This window comes from Pseudomonas sp. ADAK18 (assembly GCF_012935695.1).
Taxonomy (GTDB): domain Bacteria; phylum Pseudomonadota; class Gammaproteobacteria; order Pseudomonadales; family Pseudomonadaceae; genus Aquipseudomonas.
This window is the reverse complement of the sequence record NZ_CP052859.1, coordinates 4609405-4625606: the sequence shown is the minus strand read 5'-3', so window position 1 is coordinate 4625606 and position 16202 is coordinate 4609405. Positions and strand designations below refer to the sequence as shown.

Annotated in this window: 10 protein-coding genes; 7 read left to right on the top strand and 3 right to left on the bottom strand. The window is 60.7% G+C overall.

Going from position 1 to position 16202, the window contains the following annotated elements; translation table 11 throughout:
• Window positions 1-2 precede the first annotated feature (2 nt).
• From HKK55_RS20865 to HKK55_RS20845, 5 genes are all read left to right on the top strand, one after another.
• Entirely contained in the window at window positions 3-1724 is a 1722-nt protein-coding gene (locus HKK55_RS20865) for a PTS fructose-like transporter subunit IIB (RefSeq protein WP_169356396.1), read from the top strand.
• Between the two features lie 163 nt (window positions 1725-1887).
• Window positions 1888-3429, top strand: coding sequence for an alkaline phosphatase (locus tag HKK55_RS20860; protein WP_169356395.1), 1542 nt, complete (start codon window positions 1888-1890; stop codon window positions 3427-3429).
• Window positions 3430-3822: 393 nt separating this feature from the next.
• Window positions 3823-4341, top strand: a complete 519-nt coding sequence (locus HKK55_RS20855; RefSeq protein ID WP_169357914.1) for a sigma-70 family RNA polymerase sigma factor — start codon at window positions 3823-3825, stop codon at window positions 4339-4341.
• On the top strand, window positions 4338-5300 hold the full coding sequence (locus HKK55_RS20850; protein WP_169356394.1) for a FecR family protein: 963 nt from the start codon (window positions 4338-4340) through the stop codon (window positions 5298-5300). The genes HKK55_RS20855 and HKK55_RS20850 overlap by 4 nt, the downstream gene beginning before the upstream one ends.
• A 79-nt stretch (window positions 5301-5379) precedes the next feature.
• Entirely contained in the window at window positions 5380-7794 is a 2415-nt protein-coding gene (locus HKK55_RS20845) for a TonB-dependent siderophore receptor (RefSeq protein WP_169356393.1), read from the top strand.
• A 195-nt stretch (window positions 7795-7989) separates the two neighbouring features.
• On the opposite strand, the gene HKK55_RS20840 is transcribed toward HKK55_RS20845, so the two are convergent.
• Both HKK55_RS20840 and HKK55_RS20835 read right to left on the bottom strand, forming a co-directional pair.
• The gene (locus HKK55_RS20840; RefSeq protein WP_169356392.1) at window positions 7990-10515 is read right to left on the bottom strand and encodes a sulfite reductase flavoprotein subunit alpha; all 2526 of its coding nucleotides are present in this window, start codon (window positions 10513-10515) and stop codon (window positions 7990-7992) included.
• Window positions 10516-10776: 261 nt separating this feature from the next.
• Window positions 10777-13071, bottom strand: a complete 2295-nt coding sequence (locus HKK55_RS20835) for a TonB-dependent siderophore receptor (protein WP_169356391.1) — start codon at window positions 13069-13071, stop codon at window positions 10777-10779.
• 215 nt (window positions 13072-13286) lie between these two features.
• Here HKK55_RS20835 and HKK55_RS20830 point away from each other — a divergent pair, with 215 nt between their 5' ends.
• Both HKK55_RS20830 and HKK55_RS20825 read left to right on the top strand, forming a co-directional pair.
• On the top strand, window positions 13287-13967 hold the full coding sequence (locus HKK55_RS20830) for a Fe2+-dependent dioxygenase (RefSeq protein WP_169356390.1): 681 nt from the start codon (window positions 13287-13289) through the stop codon (window positions 13965-13967).
• Window positions 13968-13969: 2 nt separating this feature from the next.
• Entirely contained in the window at window positions 13970-14719 is a 750-nt protein-coding gene (locus tag HKK55_RS20825) for a tetratricopeptide repeat protein (RefSeq protein ID WP_169356389.1), read from the top strand.
• 52 nt (window positions 14720-14771) lie between these two features.
• Here HKK55_RS20825 and HKK55_RS20820 read toward each other — a convergent pair whose 3' ends face one another.
• Window positions 14772-15935, bottom strand: coding sequence for a type III PLP-dependent enzyme (locus HKK55_RS20820; RefSeq protein WP_169356388.1), 1164 nt, complete (start codon window positions 15933-15935; stop codon window positions 14772-14774).
• Window positions 15936-16202: the final 267 nt, after the last annotated feature.

The following is a 16202-nucleotide window of genomic DNA, read 5'->3' as shown; positions in this document are numbered from 1 at the left end:
TCATGAAGTTAGCCATTGTTACTGCCTGCCCCAACGGCATGGTCACCAGTGTGCTGTGCGCCCGCTTATTGGACGCCGCCGCTCAGCGCCAGGGCTGGAGCACCAGTGTCGAAGTGGTCGACACACAACATCCGGAACGCCAATTGTCGGCGGCGACGATCGAGGCGGCCGAGTGGGTGTTGCTGGTCAGCAGTACGCCGGTGGATAAGCAGCGGTTTGTCGGTAAGCGCGTGTTCCAGAGCACTCCGGCGCAAGCGTTGCAAGATGTCGAGGCCGTGTTGCGCAGGGGCGCCGAAGAGGCCCAGGTGTATGTCGCGAGCGAGGCTGTGGTCGCACCCAAAAGCGCGCCGCGTATTGTCGCGATCACCGCATGCCCAACCGGCGTTGCCCACACCTTCATGGCTGCTGAAGCCTTGCAACAAACGGCCAAGCGCTTGGGTTACGACTTGCAGGTGGAAACCCAGGGTTCGGTGGGCGCTCGTACCCCGCTGAGTCCGGAAGCGATTCGTGACGCCGACGTGGTACTGCTGGCAGCCGATATCGAAGTCGCCACCGAGCGTTTCGCCGGTAAGAAAATCTACCGCTGCGGCACTGGCATTGCCCTCAAGCAATCGGAAGCCACCCTCAATAAAGCACTGGCTGAAGGCAAGCAGGAAAGCGCTGCCAGCGGTGTCGCCGCCAAGACCGAGAAGACAGGGGTCTACAAACATCTGCTGACCGGTGTGTCATTCATGCTGCCGATGGTGGTGGCAGGCGGTTTGCTGATTGCTTTGTCCTTCGTCTTTGGTATTCACGCGTTCGAAGAAAAAGGCACGTTGGCCGCAGCACTGAAGACCGTCGGTGACCAGGCATTCATGCTGATGGTGCCGTTGCTGGCGGGTTACATCGCTTACTCCATCGCTGACCGCCCTGGCCTCGCGCCGGGGATGATTGGCGGCTTGCTGGCCAGCACCTTGGGTGCCGGGTTTATCGGCGGGATCCTGGCGGGTTTCCTCGCCGGCTACAGCGTAAAACTGATCAGCCGCGCGGTACGCTTGCCGCAAAGCCTTGAAGCCCTCAAACCGATCCTGATCATCCCGTTGCTGGCGAGCCTGTTCACCGGGCTGGTGATGATCTACCTGGTAGGCCCGCCGGTGGCGCATATGCTCACCGGGCTGACGGACTTTCTCAGCAACATGGGCACGGCCAATGCGGTGCTGTTGGGGATCCTGCTGGGCGGGATGATGTGTGTCGACCTGGGTGGGCCGATCAACAAGGCGGCCTATGCGTTTTCCGTCGGGTTGCTGGCGGCACAGAGCGGTGCACCGATGGCTGCGACCATGGCGGCCGGCATGGTGCCGCCGATTGGCATGGGCATCGCCACGCTCCTGGCGCGGCGCAAGTTTGCCCAGACCGAACGCGAGGCAGGCAAGGCGGCGTTGATTCTCGGCATGTGCTTTATCTCCGAAGGGGCCATTCCGTTTGCGGCCAAGGACCCATTGCGGGTGATTCCGGCGAGCATTGCCGGCGGTGCATTGACCGGTGCGCTGTCGATGTATTTTGGCTGCAAGCTGATGGCGCCCCATGGCGGGTTGTTTGTGATGCTGATCCCGAATGCGATCAACCACGCGCTGTTGTATTTGCTGGCGATTGTCGCCGGGAGTGTGTTGACGGCGGTGGTGTATGCGTTGATCAAACGTCCCGAACTGATCGAGCTGCCCATTGCCCAACCAAAACCACTGTAGCCGCTGGCGTAGCCTGCGATAAGGCCGAAGGCCTTCAGCGGTCTTGATAGGTTGCGCCTCTGCGAGGCGATCGCAGCCTGGCGGCAGCGGCTACAGGTGTCATATGTTTTTCATCCTGGCGTGCTTAAGTTTCCCTTTTGATCCAGCAAAAGGGGAACCCGCCATGAGCCACTTCGATCTCGGTCGCCGCCGTGTGATGCAAGCCGTCGGGGCCGGTCTGTTGTTGCCCGGCCTGGCGCCGGCGGTGATTGCTTCGGTCAAGGACCGCCCGCAACTCACCGATGGTGTGCAGTCCGGTGACTTGCTGGGCGACCGGGCGATGATCTGGAGCCGCAGTGACCGCCCGGCGCGGATGGTGGTGGAGTGGGATACCCGCAGCGTGTTCAGCAACCCGCGCCGATTCGTCTCACCCCTGGCTGACGGGCGCACCGATTTTACCGCCCGGGTCGAGCTGACGGGGCTGCCCGCCGACCAGGCGATTTTCTACCGCGTGCAGTTTGAAGACGCCCAGACCGGCGTCGCCAGCGAACCGTGGTTCGGCCACTTGCGCAGCGTGCCGCAACAGCGCCGGGACATCCGCTTTGTGTGGAGCGGCGACACCGTCGGCCAAGGCTTTGGCATCAACCCGGACATCGGCGGCATGCGCATCTACGAAGCCATGCGCCTGCGCCTGCCGGACTTCTTTATCCACAGTGGCGACACCATCTACGCCGACGGCCCGGTGCCGGCGCAGTTGCCCACCGAAGGCGGGCGTATCTGGCGCAACATCACTACCGAGGCCAAAAGCAAAGTCGCCGAAACCCTGGATGAATATCGCGGCAACTATCGCTACAACCTGATGGACGAAAACATCCGCCGCTTCAACGCCGAAGTGCCGCAGATCTGGCAGTGGGACGACCACGAAGTAATCAACAACTGGTCGCCGAGCAAGCAACTGGATGATCGTTACCAGACCAAAGACATCAACACTCTGGTAGGTCGCGCGCGCCAAGCCTGGCTCGAATATGCACCGATGCGCCTGCAGAGTGCCGACCAGGGTGGGCGCATCTATCGCAAGCTCAGTTACGGGCCGCTGCTGGATGTGTTCGTGCTCGACATGCGCAGCTATCGTGGGCCCAACGATGACAACCTGGGCGGCGAAAAACCTTTTCTCGGGCGTGAGCAGTTGGACTGGCTCAAGCGCGAACTCAAGGCCTCCAAGGCCCAGTGGAAAGTCATTGCTGCCGACATGCCCATCGGCCTCGGCGTGCCCGACGGTGAAGTCAGCCCAGGCGTGCCGCGCTGGGAAGCCATCGCCAACGGCGACCCGGGGCCGGCCCAAGGCCGTGAGCTGGAAATCGCTGAACTGCTGGCGTTCCTGCGGGCGCAAAAAGTGCGCAATCATGTGTGGCTGACCGCCGATGTGCATTACTGCGCGGCCCATCACTATCACCCCGACCGGGCGGCGTTTCAGGATTTCGAGCCGTTCTGGGAGTTTGTTGCGGGGCCGCTGAATGCGGGGAGTTTTGGGCCTAATCCGTTGGACAAGACCTTCGGGCCGCAGGTGGTGTTCGAGAAAGCGCCACCGGCGCAGAACACCTCGCCGTTTGCCGGGTTTCAGTTTTTTGGGGAAGTGCAGATTGACGGTCAGACGGCGGAGCTGACGGTCATTTTGAGGGACCTGGATGGGGTGTCGGTGTTTGAGCAGAAGTTGCAGCCGGTGTGAGGGCTATGCCTTTCAAGGCCTTTGAAAAATCAGCCGTATTTGGAGAGCGAATACTGACCTGTGGCGAGGGGGCTTGCCCCCGTTGGGCTGCGGAGCAGCCCTAAAACCTGCCATCTCGGTTTATCTGAAAAAACTCAGCGGTCTTATTGGGGCTGCTTCGCAGCCCAACGGGGGCAAGCCCCCTCGCCACAGGGGTATTGTTGGCTCCTAATTGATCGGCATTAGCCAAAAAGGTGTTTGGCGAATTGGCGTTGGAGGGGGGCTAAAGCCGTACATCGCCCCAAAGCCCACCCCCAACCAGGCTTAGTGACACCCGTTACCAAATGAAATATATTCGCATTCATGCAGGTTCACCCCCTTCAGGATGCCGCAGTGCCAGCCCATCACCCCCTTATGCAGCCCGACTCGCCGCGCAATCGCCTGGTCGGTCTGCTTTATAGCGACCACCACGGCTGGCTGCACAACTGGCTACGCAAAAAACTCGGTTGCTCCCAGCGCGCGGCGGACTTGGCACAAGATACGTTTATTCGCCTTCTGAGCCTCGCCGAACCCGAGCGCCTGCAAGAGCCACGCGCCTTCCTCACCACCACGGCGATTCGCCTGCTGATCGATGGCGAACGCCGACGCAAGCTCGAACGCGCCTACCTGGCGGTGCTGGCCCATGAAAGCGCCGACGCGGCGGCAATCAGCCCTGAAGAACTGCATCAAATTCTCGAGTTGCTGGAGTCGGTCGCCCGCCTGCTGGATGGTCTGGCGGAAAAAACCCGGCAAGCCTTTCTGCTCAACCGCCTGGACGGCTGGACCCACGCGGAAATCGCCGAGCACCTCGGCGTTTCGAAAAGCATGATCAAACAGTACATCGCCCAGGTCATGGTGCATTGCTACACGCTGCTGTACGTGCCAACGCCGTGAACCGATCCGAACCCACGCCCGAGCAAGTCGCTGCGGCCGCCCAGTGGTTGACGGTGTTGCATTCCGGTGAGGCCGATGAAAGCCAGCGCCAGGCCTGCGCGGTTTGGCGTGATGCCGATCCGGGGCATGCCCTCGCATTGTCGCGGCTGGAGATTCTCTGGGGGCGTTTTGACGGCTTGCCCGCTTCCCGCTCGCGCAAAACCCTGGAGCGAGCCTTCGCGGCCCAGCGCAAGCCGGCTCTGCGGCGCGCCGGTACGGCGTTGGTCTTATTGGTCGCGGCAGCCGTGGCCTGGCAAGGCGTACGTCAGGCGCCTGTGTGGCTGGCAGATCAGCGGACCGGCGTGGGCGAGCGTCGCTCAATGATGTTGGAAGACCACAGCCAGTTGCAGCTCAACAGCGATTCAGCGGTGGACATTGAGTTTGACGGCCAGCGCCGGCTGATCGACCTGCGGCGCGGAGAGTTATGGGTCGAAGTGGCCAAAGACCCGCAGCGTCCCTTTGTCGTACGTACCGAACAAGGCACGGTCACGGCGTTGGGGACGCGTTTCCTGGTGCGTCGCGAAGACGGCCAGACCCGCGTCACCGTGCTCGAATCCGCCATCGCTGCTCAACCTGCCCGTGTGTCGAGTGCAGCCGCGCGGGTGGCCGCCGGACAGCAGGCGCTGCTGTACGCCGATCACGTTGATGGCCTGACCACCCTCGGCACCGCTGACCCTGCCAGTTGGACCCGTGGCGTGCTCAAAGTCGATGATCGACCGCTGCTGGAAGTACTCGATGAACTGGCGCGCTATCGCCGTGGTGTCCTGCATTACGACCGCCAGGCACTGGCCGGGTTGCGGGTGTCGGGCTCGTTCCCGCTGGACAACAGCGACGCCGCCCTTGCCGCGTTGCAGACCAGCCTGCCGATTCGCCTGCAACGCTTTACCGACTGGCTCGTTGTGATCAAGTCCGATAAATAAATTCAGCGCTCACTGTCCCTTTGCCCATCTCGCCCGTCATGGCCTGAGAAACCCAAACAAAACTTCCAGGAATCGCCCCATGACCCGCCCTGTTGTCCGGTTGCATCCTCTTGCGGCTGCGCTGTTTCCGATCTTCCTTGCTGGCAGTGTGTTGCCGGCGGCTGCCGATCAATCGGTGTCGCAGCAAAGTCGCGTGCAAAACTTCCGCATCCCGGCCGGTGAATTGGGCGTCGCCCTCAGCACTCTGGCCGAGCAGGCCGGTGTGGCCCAGGCGTTCGACCCGGCGCTGACCCGTGGCAAGCAGACAGCGGGCCTGAGCGGTAGCTACAGCCTGGAGATTGCCCTCGCGCGCTTGTTGGCCGGCAGCGGACTGGAAGCCGTGCAGGTCGGCGCCACCTATCGTTTACAAGTGGTGCCGCAAGGGGATGGCAAGCTGCAACTGGACAGCCTGTCGATCACGGCGCCCGAGGTTGATCAAACGCCGCTGGGCGAAGTCGACGGCTATGTCGCCCAGCGCAGCATCAGCGCGACCAAGACCGGCACACCGATCCACGAAACCCCGCAATCCATTTCGGTGATCACCCGCGAGCGCATGGACGCTCAGGGCGTGCAATCGGTGAACGAGGCGCTGCGCTACACGCCGGGGGTTTCCAGCTACGGCGCCAACAATCGCTCCGACTGGTACACGGTGATTCGCGGGTTTACCCCGACCACTTACCTGGACAGCCTGCAACTGCCAACCACCACCAACCTCGCCAGTTGGATGGTGGACCCGTACATGCTCGAGCGGGTCGAAGTGCTGCGTGGCCCGGCCGGTGTGCTGTATGGGCAGGGCGACCCCGGTGGTGTGATCAACCAGGTGTCCAAGCGCCCGAGTACGATTGCCGCCAACGAAGTGCAGGTGCAATACGGCACCGATGCGCGCAAGCAGGTCAGCTTCGACAGCACCGGGCCGCTGGATGAGCAGGGCGCGTGGTCGTACCGCATGGTCGGTGTGCTGCGTGACCAGAACATCAAGGACACGCCGTGGCAGGACAAGCGTCAGTCCCTGGCGCCGTCCCTGACGTTCCAGCCGGACGAGGACACGCGCCTGACCTTGTTGGCGTCCTGGCTTTACGACGACAGCAACTCCGGCGATGGTTTTTACCCGGCAGCGGGGACCGTCACCTTCAACCCCAACGGCCATATCCGTCGCGACGTATTCCCCGCCGACAAGGCATTCCAGAAGTACGAGAAGAAGCAATTTTCCCTGGGTTACGAGTTCTCCAAACGCCTGAACGACACCTGGCAAGTGCGCCAGAACCTGCGCTACACACGGCTGGATCTGGACGACAACATGATCTACGGCACCGGCTTTGAACCGGGTTCGCTGACCACCATCTCGCGGTCCGCCGAGATCGATGATTTCACCTACAAACGCTGGACCGTCGACAACCAGGCCCAGGCTGATTTCACTGCCGGCGGTATCGACCAGACACTGTTGATCGGCCTGGACTACCAGCACCAGAACAGCAGCGAACGGGATGTTGCTGCGGCTGCACCGTCGTTGAATCTCTACAATCCGGTGTTCGTGCCGTTCGATCCATCGGTGTTCAATGATCCGCAAAAAAGCTCGCGCTACCGTCCCAATTCGACCCTGAACCAGACCGGCCTGTACCTGCAAGACCAACTCAAGCTGGATGATCACTGGCGCCTGACCTTAAGCGGTCGCTATGACTGGGCCACTTCTGAAACCAACGAACGTGTGTCCGGCACCCACGTCGAGCAAAAGGACGAGGCACTCAGCGGCCGGGTGGGCGTGGTGTATTTGGCGGATAACGGCCTGGCGCCTTACGCCAGTTATTCGACGGGCTTCACGCCGAACTCAGGCATCGATGCCAACGGTAAACCCTTTGACCCTACGGAGTCCGAGCAGTACGAAGCGGGGATCAAGTTCAGCCCCAAGGACAGCAATGCCTCGGTCACGGCAGCGGTGTTCCAGATCACCCAAAGTAACGTGACGACACCCAGCCCGCTGAATCCTAATTTCAATGTGCAAACCGGCGAGATCCGTTCCCGTGGCTTTGAGCTCGAAGGCACCGCCAGCCTGAGCCGTGAACTGGACTTGATCGCCAGCTACACCTATCAGGATGTGAAGATCACCAAGGCCAACGATGTCAGCCAGGGCAAGACCCCGACCTTCATTCCTATCCCACGCAACATGGCTTCTCTGTGGGCGGACTACACCTTGCGGGACGGCTTGCTGAAGGACTTCGGAGTTGGGGCGGGTGTGCGCTATGTCGGCGCCAACCCGGGTGGCGCCGACAACTCGCTGGAGGTGGCGTCGTACACCGTGTTCGATGCCTCGGCGCACTACCAGACCGGGCCGTGGAAGCTGGCGCTCAATGTCACCAACCTGACTAACGACGAGTACATCTCTGGCTGCTATGACGCCACGCGCTGCCTGTTTGGCAACCCGCGTACGGCCGTGGCTTCTGCCACCTATCGCTGGTAATCCGGCGGGAGCGGACAGGCGCGGTCCGGTTCGTTCCCGACGTAGCAGCTGTCGAGCCCCAGCGAGGCTGCGTTGGTCGTACCGCCTCTATCGGGGCAGACACAGAACCGCGTCGCGCCTTACGCCGCCTCGCTGGGGTTCGACAGCTGCTACGGGAAACAGCAAGCCCCACATTTGACCTTCGGTGGTTTGCGGTCAGTAAACATCCCGGCGATAACGGCCTTGCTCGATCAGGCGCTCAACGGCCTCACTGCCCAAGATCTCCACCAGCACCTGATCCACGCCCGCCGCCATGCCCTGCAAACTGCCGCAGACATAAATCGCCGCACCGTTTGCCAGCCACTTGCGCAGTACTTCGGCGGATTCGCGCAGGCGGTCCTGAACGTAGATTTTTTCCTCCTGATCCCGACTGAACGCCAGGTCCAGCAGGGCCAGATCACCGCTGGCCAGCCAGCTTTGCAACTCGTCCCGGCAGTGATAGTCGTGGGCGATATTGCGTTCGCCAAACAGCAGCCAGTTACGTTGCAGGCCGTCGACAATTCGCGCCTTGAGCAGGCTGCGCAACCCGGCGAGGCCGGTGCCATTGCCCAGCAGAATCAGCGGTACCGGTTCGCTCGGCAGATGGAAACCGCTGTTGCGCCGCAGACGCAGGCTGATGCCTGAGCCGATGTTCGCGTGTTCGGTCAACCAGCCGGAACCCAGGCCGAGGCTGCCGTCGGGGTGGCGTTCCTGGCGCACGATCAGCTCCAGTACGCCGTCACTGGCAATCGAGGCGATGGAGTATTCGCGCATGGCCAACGGCACCAGTGCATCCACCAACGCCTGGGCGTGCAAGCCCACCAGATGGGCGCGATTATCCGGGAGCTGGCGGCAGGCCAACGCTTGGTCGAGGGTTTGCAGCAGGCCATCGACCTGCACACCGTCGCTGCCGGCAATGCCGAGGCCGGTGAGGAAGTGTTCGATAGCCCAGGGACCATTGCGCGGCAGCACTTCGACCAGGTCACCGGCCAGCCAGGTTCGTGGAGCCGGTGGCGTCAGCCCCAGCAAATAGACGCCGGAGCCGCTGCTGTCCGGGTTGAGCAGGGCGCGTTGGCTCAAGGTCCAGTTTTCGTAGCAGGGGCTGGCCCATGCGGCCGTCGGTGTGTGGCCGGTGAGTTGGCCCAGTTGTTGTTGCCAGTGCAGCAAGGCGTCGCTGTCGCCGCTGTCGACTTCAACCGGGGCGAACAACGGGTTGCCACCCTGGTTGGTCAGCCAGAAATGCAGGCGTCGGGCAAAGCCGCAGAAGTGCTGATATTGCCGATCGCCCAGGGCCAGCACCGAGTAGTTCAAGCCTTTGAGGGATAAGTCCCGGCCCAGCACGGCACGCTCGAAACCGCGAGCGCTGTCTGGAGCCTCGCCATCGCCGAAGGTACTGACCACGAACAGCGCATTCTCTGACTGACGCAAGTCGTCTTCGCTGACGCTGCCCAGGGATTGGACTTTTACCGGCAAACCGGCGGCCTGCAATTGCCCGGCGGTCTGCCAGGCCAGTTGTTCGGCAAAACCGCTCTGGCTGGCAAAGCCGATCAGCCAGGTTGGTGCGTCGCTGGGGTTTTCACTCAGGCCTTTACGGGCATCACGGACCTGGCGTTTTTTACGGCGACGGTCCAGGTACAGCAGCCAGCCGGTGATAAAGAACAGCGGCATACACAGGGCCGTGATGGTCAGGATGATCCGTCCCACCAAGCCGAAATAACTGCCGACGTGCAGTGCGTAAATGCTGGTCAGCAATTGAGCCTTGAAGCTTTTGCTGGCGTATTGATCATGGCGTTTGACCTCGCCCGTGGCCGGATCCAGGCTGATCTGGTTCAGTGCCCGGTCATGGGGCGAATCCTGCAACAGATAGAACACAGTGGCCGGTTGGCCTGCGACCGCTGGCATGCGGATGTTGTAGGCGCTTAGCTTCGGTCCGGCATTGCTGTAGATGCTGCTCCACATCGCCTCGTAATTGGCAATTGGCGCCGGGCCTTCAGAGGCCGGGCCGCGCTTGCGCATTCGCTCGTTTTGCGGAGCGTCCGAGAGCAATTTATTGAGGCCCTGGCTGTACCAATCGTAGGACCAGGACAGGCCGGTTAACGCCGCCAGCAGGTAGAACAGCAAACACCAGGTGCCGAATACCGAGTGCAGGTCCCAATTGAAACTGCGGCCTTTTTTGCGCCAGTCCAGGGCCAGCCACGCACGCCAGCTCGCCACTTGGCGCGGCCAGCGCAGGTACAGGCCGGAGAGGCAGAAGAACACCAGGATCAGCGTGCAGGCCCCGGTGATCTGCCGGCCGGTATCGCCCATGGCCAAGAAACGGTGCAGCTGCAAGATGAAGCCGAAGAAATCCTGGCCGACGGCGTCGCCCATGTAGTCGCCGGTATATGGGTCGAAGTAGCGCATCTGGCCGCGACGCTCACCGGGTGGTGGGGTGAAGAATACCCGGGCGGCGTTGCCGCTTTCGTTTTCCACCCAAAGCATCGAGACGACCTTGCCTTCGGTGGCTTCCAGCTTGCGCACCAACTCAGCGGGCGGCAGCACCCCGGCCGGGCGCTTTTCGACGGTCAGCACCGTTGGGTTGAGCGCCCTCAGGATTTCATCCTGGAACGAGACCGTGGCGCCGGTGATCCCCATCAAGGCCAACACCAGCCCGGCGGTAATGCCGAAGAACCAATGCAACTGGAACAGGGTTTTCTTCAACACGTCGGACTGCCTCGTTTATCTGAATATATTCGTCACGGCGCGCATTATGCCGTGGGTTGTCGAGAAACATTCTGTTTTACACACAAAAACCCCACGCATCCGATGCGTGGGGTTTTACCGGATATCGCCGCCTTGTAGCCGCTGCCGAGGCACGAGGCTGCGATGCGTGTCCGCAGGACCTCCCTTCGGGGTCTGCTGCGTCGGAATGCCGCCCAAACCCATCGCAGCCTCGTTCCTCGGCACCGGCTACAGGGTCGCGGATTAGAAGTGGAAGCTGGTGGTCAACAGCGCCGTACGACCGGCTGCCTGGTTGGCGAAGTGCGCCGCGAAGGCTTTGTCGTAGTAGGTCTTGTCGGTCAGGTTCTGCACGTTCAACTGCAGGTCGACGTTCTTGGTCAGCTTGTAGCTGGCCATGGCGTCGTAGCGGGTGTAGGACGGCACGTAAACGGTGTTGCCCGCGTCGCCGTAGACTTCGTCGACATAGAACGCGCCGCCGCCGATGGTCAACTTCGGCGTCACGTCGTACGTGGTCCAGAGGCTGAAGGTGTTCTTCGGCGTGTTGGGCATTTCGTTGCCTTTGTTGGAGCCGGCAGTGACTACGCCCTGACGGTTGCCGTTCTTGCCTGGGTCCACCAGTTCGCTTTTCAGGTAGCTGTAACCGGCGAACACCTGCCATTGATCTGTGATTTTGCCGCTGGCTGACAGTTCCAGGCCATCTACCCGGGATTCGCCTGTCGTTTCATAGGTGTTGGAGTCCACCAGAATCCGGGCGTTTTTCTTCTCAGTGCGGAACACTGCCGCTGTAAGGGACAGGCGGTTGTGGAGCAGGTCCCACTTGGTGCCCAGCTCATAGTTGACGGTTTCTTCGGGTTTCAAGTCGCTGGTGTTAATGCCAGTGACGAAGCCGTTAGTTTCTTGACCTTCACCCACCAGGCCACCAGCTGGCGATGCCGATGTGGCATACGACGTGTAGATGCTGCCGTTTTCCATCGGCTTCCAGACCAGGCCAGCCTGCCAGTTGAAGAACTGGCTGTCGTCCTTGATCTTGCTGCGAGTTGGAGTGGTCGCGGTTGGTACGGCGTTGGTGTTGGCGACAGTATCAAAGGTGTCATAACGCAGGCCTACGTTCAGCAGCCATTTTGGATCGAGTTCGATGGTGTCGAATACGTAGGCGGCGCGGCTGGTGGCCTTGGTGTTGGTACCGTTGTAATTGCGTGCAATGCTGCTGTTCCACGCATCATCAGGATTCGGGTTCGCGAGAGAGGTGCAGCTCGGAATGCTTCCCGGGTTGCAGACTTGTGCGTCGTTGGACGTGCCGAAGTTATAGCCGCTGACTCGGGTTTCTTCGCCGGTGAATTCCAGGCCTGTGGAATAGGAGTGTTTGAAACCCAAGGCTTGGAAACTGCCAAACAGGTCGGTCTGGTTGGTGGTGGTTTCAGTGGTGGACACTCGTGCGTTGGCGCGGCGCCAAACGGTACCGAACTGGCTAACGTTGCGCTTGCTGTCGTCCGGTTGCGTCAGGATGTAATCCTGGCCAGTGTTGCCATGACGCAGGGTGTTTTTCAGCGTCATGTTGTCGCTCAGGTCGTGCTCGATGGAGAACGTCGCGATGTCTGCACGGGTCTTACGGAAGTCGCGGTCTTTCAGGCCGTAGAAGTTGTTGCTATCACCGCCATCGGTGGGTTTGTCATGAACGTGTGCTGTTGCAGTCGGTGAGCTGTAGCCATACGGAATCCCCGAATCCGGCAGATCGTTACTTTCCATATGGTAGTAGCTGAAGTTGACGCGGGTCGGTGTGCCCAGTCCAAACGTCAGCGACGGGGCCACGCCCCAACGGTCGTAGTTGACGGTGTCGCGGCCGGCCACGTTCTGTTCGTGGCTCATCAGGTTCAGGCGGAACGCGGCGTTGTCGAGGAACTGACGGTTGACGTCGAGCACGTAGCGACGGGTCTGGTCGGAACCGTAGGTGAAACCGCCATTGGTGAAGTCCCGCGCCTGTGGCGTCTTGCTCACCAGGTTGAGGCTGCCGCCGGCCGAGCCGCGGCCACCGAAGGAAGAGTTCGGGCCTTTGCTGACTTCGATGGATTCAATGTCGAAGATCTCGCGGCTCTGGCCGCCGGTGTCGCGCACGCCGTCGAGGTAGGTGTCGCCTTGGGCGTCAAAGCCGCGAATGAATGGACGGTCGCCCTGCGGGTTGCCACCTTCACCGGCGCCAAAGGTAATGCCCGGTACGGTGCGCAAGGCATCCTGCAACGAGGTGGCGGCGGTGTCCTTGAGGACTTGCTGCGGTACAACGGTAACCGAGCGTGGGGTGTCCACCAGCGGCGCGGTGTACTTTTGCGAAGAGGCTTTTTCTACTTGGTAGGACGTCGCGTCTTGTTCTTGCCCGGTGATGCTGGTGGCACCCAGGGAGATGCTGTTGCGCTCGTTTTTTTGGTCGGTGTTTTCGGCCGCTTGAGCCAGGTGGGCTGCAGAGCTGGCGCTGATGGCAACGCCGATGGCCGAGGCCAGCAAGCGAGGTGAATTGACCGGTGTTTTTATAGAAGTGCGCGACATGACGTGTCCTTTCCCCAAGGATGTGAAGCCGCGGAATATAGGGTGAACAAGTATTTCTATCAATTGCGATACATTACTATTCGCACTGAATTTACATTCTTTACACTTTTGCCTTACGGTTTTTGCATTCTCGTTCGTCACCGGTGCAGAACAGTGTTTTACACATTCAATAAGAATCAATACCATTGGCATCCCTCTGCCCCAGGTATTGCCCCATGTTGCTGCACATTCCCGGCCTGTTCTCTCGCGAGGAAGTGCTGCGCATCCGCGAAGCCCTGGAGCAGGCCGATTGGGCCGATGGGAAAATCACCGCCGGGCATCAGTCGGCCAAGGCCAAGCACAACCTGCAACTGCCGGAAGGTCACCCATTGGCGCAGGAAATCGGTGCAGCGATGCTGGAACGCCTGTGGAAAAATCCGTTGTTTATGTCAGCGGCGTTACCGCACAAAGTCTTTCCGCCTCTGCTTAATTGCTACACCGCTGGAGGCAGTTTCGACTTCCATATCGACAACGCCGTGCGCCAGCCCAAGGGCAGCCACGAGCGGGTACGCACCGACCTTTCATCCACGCTGTTTTTCAGCGACCCCGACGACTACGACGGTGGCGAGCTTGAGATCCAGGACACCTTCGGTCTGCAGCGGGTCAAGTTGCCGGCTGGGGACATGGTGTTGTACCCAGGCTCCAGCCTGCATAAGGTCAACGCCGTCACCCGTGGTACTCGCTACGCCTCGTTTTTCTGGACCCAGAGCCTGGTGCGTGAAGACAGCCAGCGCACCCTGTTGTTTGAAATGGACGGCGCGATTCAGCAACTGACCGCAGACGTGCCCGACCACCCGGCGCTGATCCAACTCACCGGCACCTACCACAACTTGTTGCGCCGCTGGGTCGAGGTCTGACCATGGGCTTTCATCTGCGCCGTGAAGAAGTGCTGGACGGCGAGCAACTGCGAGCGATGCTCGACGAATCCCCGGTTCGCGCCGCCCAGGCGATCCTGATCGCCGCGAAAGAGGGCGTGATCGATGCCCAGGCGCTGCTCGGGCAGATCCTGCTGGAAGGGCGCGGTATCGAGCGCGACGAGGCCCTGGCACTGCGCTGGTTCCAGATTGCGGCCCAAGGCGGTCACCTGATGGCGCGCAATATGGCGGGTCGGTGTTTTGAGCATGGCTGGGGTTGCGACGCGAATGCCGGTGCGGCCGCTCGGGAATATCGCTTGGCGGCAGAAGCCGGGCTGGATTGGGGTTTGTACAACTACGCGAACCTGCTGGCGACTGGTCGGGGTGTGGCTTGCAATCAGCTGCAAGCGCTGACGTGTTACCGACAGGCGGCAGAACTGGGGCACGCCAAGTCGATGAACCTGCTGGGGCGTTATCTGGAAGAGGGGCAATTCTGCCCACAGGATTTAAACGCGGCGGTTGAGTGGTATCGACAATCAGCCATCGGCGGGGATTTTCGCGGGCAGTTCAGCTATGCGGCGGTGTTGGCGGATCAAGGCCAGACCGAGGCTGCACTGGAGTGGCTGCGCAAGGCGCTGGCAGGCGGGAATCTGAAGTTTTTGCGGGTGGCACAGGTGGCCTTGCAGAGCGCCGATGACCCTCAGATCAAGGCGATGGCATTGGCTTATCAGGCGCGCGCAGCAGCACTTTCATGATGCAAAAAAAAGCCCATGACGCGTCATGGGCTTTTGCTTATTGCTGCCTGCGTTACAGGTAGAACGATTTCAACGGTGGGAAACCATTGAATTCAACAGCGCTGTAACTGGTGGTGTACGCACCGGTGGACAACCAGTACAAACGATCACCAATTGCCAGGTTCAGCGGCAGCCCGTACTTGTAGTTTTCATACATGATGTCGGCGCTGTCGCAGGTTGGGCCGGCGATGACCACTTCTTCCATCTCGCCTTTCTTCTCGGTCCAGATCGGGAACTTGATGGCTTCGTCCATGGTTTCGATCAGGCCGGAGAATTTGCCCACATCCGTGTACACCCAACGCTCGACGGCGGTACGCGATTTACGTGCGACCAACACCACTTCACTGACCAGGATCCCGGCGTTGGCGATCAACGAACGGCCCGGCTCCAGGATGATTTCCGGCAGGTCGTCACCGAAGTCTTCCTTGAGGAAACGGATGATTTCTTCGGCGTAGGTTTCCAGGCTGTTGGTGCGGGTGATGTAGTTGGCCGGGAAGCCACCGCCCATGTTGATCAGCTTCAGGTGGATGCCGTCTTCTTCTTTCAGACGCTCGAAGATCACTTTGACCTTGGCAATCGCCGCGTCCCACACGCTGATATCACGCTGTTGCGAACCCACGTGGAACGAGATGCCGTACGGCACCAGGCCCAGGTCGCGGGCGAGGATCAGCAGGTCCATGGCCATGTCGGTCTGGCAGCCGAATTTACGCGACAGAGGCCAGTCAGCGGTGGTCGAACCTTCGGTGAGGATCCGCACATAGACTTTCGAGCCCGGCGCGGCCTTGGCGATGTTGCGCAAGTCGGCTTCGGAGTCGGTGGAGAACAGGCGCACGCCCTTCTCATAGAAGTAGCGAATGTCCTTGGATTTCTTGATGGTGTTGCCGTAGCTGATACGGTCGGCGCTGACGCCACGGTCCATCACCTTGTCCAACTCGTAGATCGAGGCGATGTCGAAGCTGGAGCCTTTGTCTTTCAGCAGGTCGATGATTTCGACGGCCGGGTTGGCCTTGACCGCGTAATAGACTTTGGCGAATTCGAAACCGGCGCGCAGGTCGTCATAGGCCTTGCTGATCATCGCGGTGTCGATCACCACGAACGGGGTTTCTTGCGTGTCGGCGAAGGCCTTCATTTTCTGGAAGGTTTCGCGCGCGTAATAGTCTTCGACCTGGATCGACATGCTGGGAACTCCTACTGGCAAACTAGATTGATCAATGGGTGCAAATGAACGTCCTCCGTATCCCCACTTTGGTTCGCCTACTTCCCAAGGCATGTCGCCGAAAGCAAAAAGGCCATGGGATCAACCGCTTCCCTTGGCCTTGCTGTCTCGTCGTCAGTACTTGAGCCGGATGGATCGTTTCCAGCATGGACGTTCGGCGCGAACTTTAGGACGTGAGGGGCTTTAGATCAACTAAAAATGTCGCGTTTTTGCACGCGTTCGTCGTGT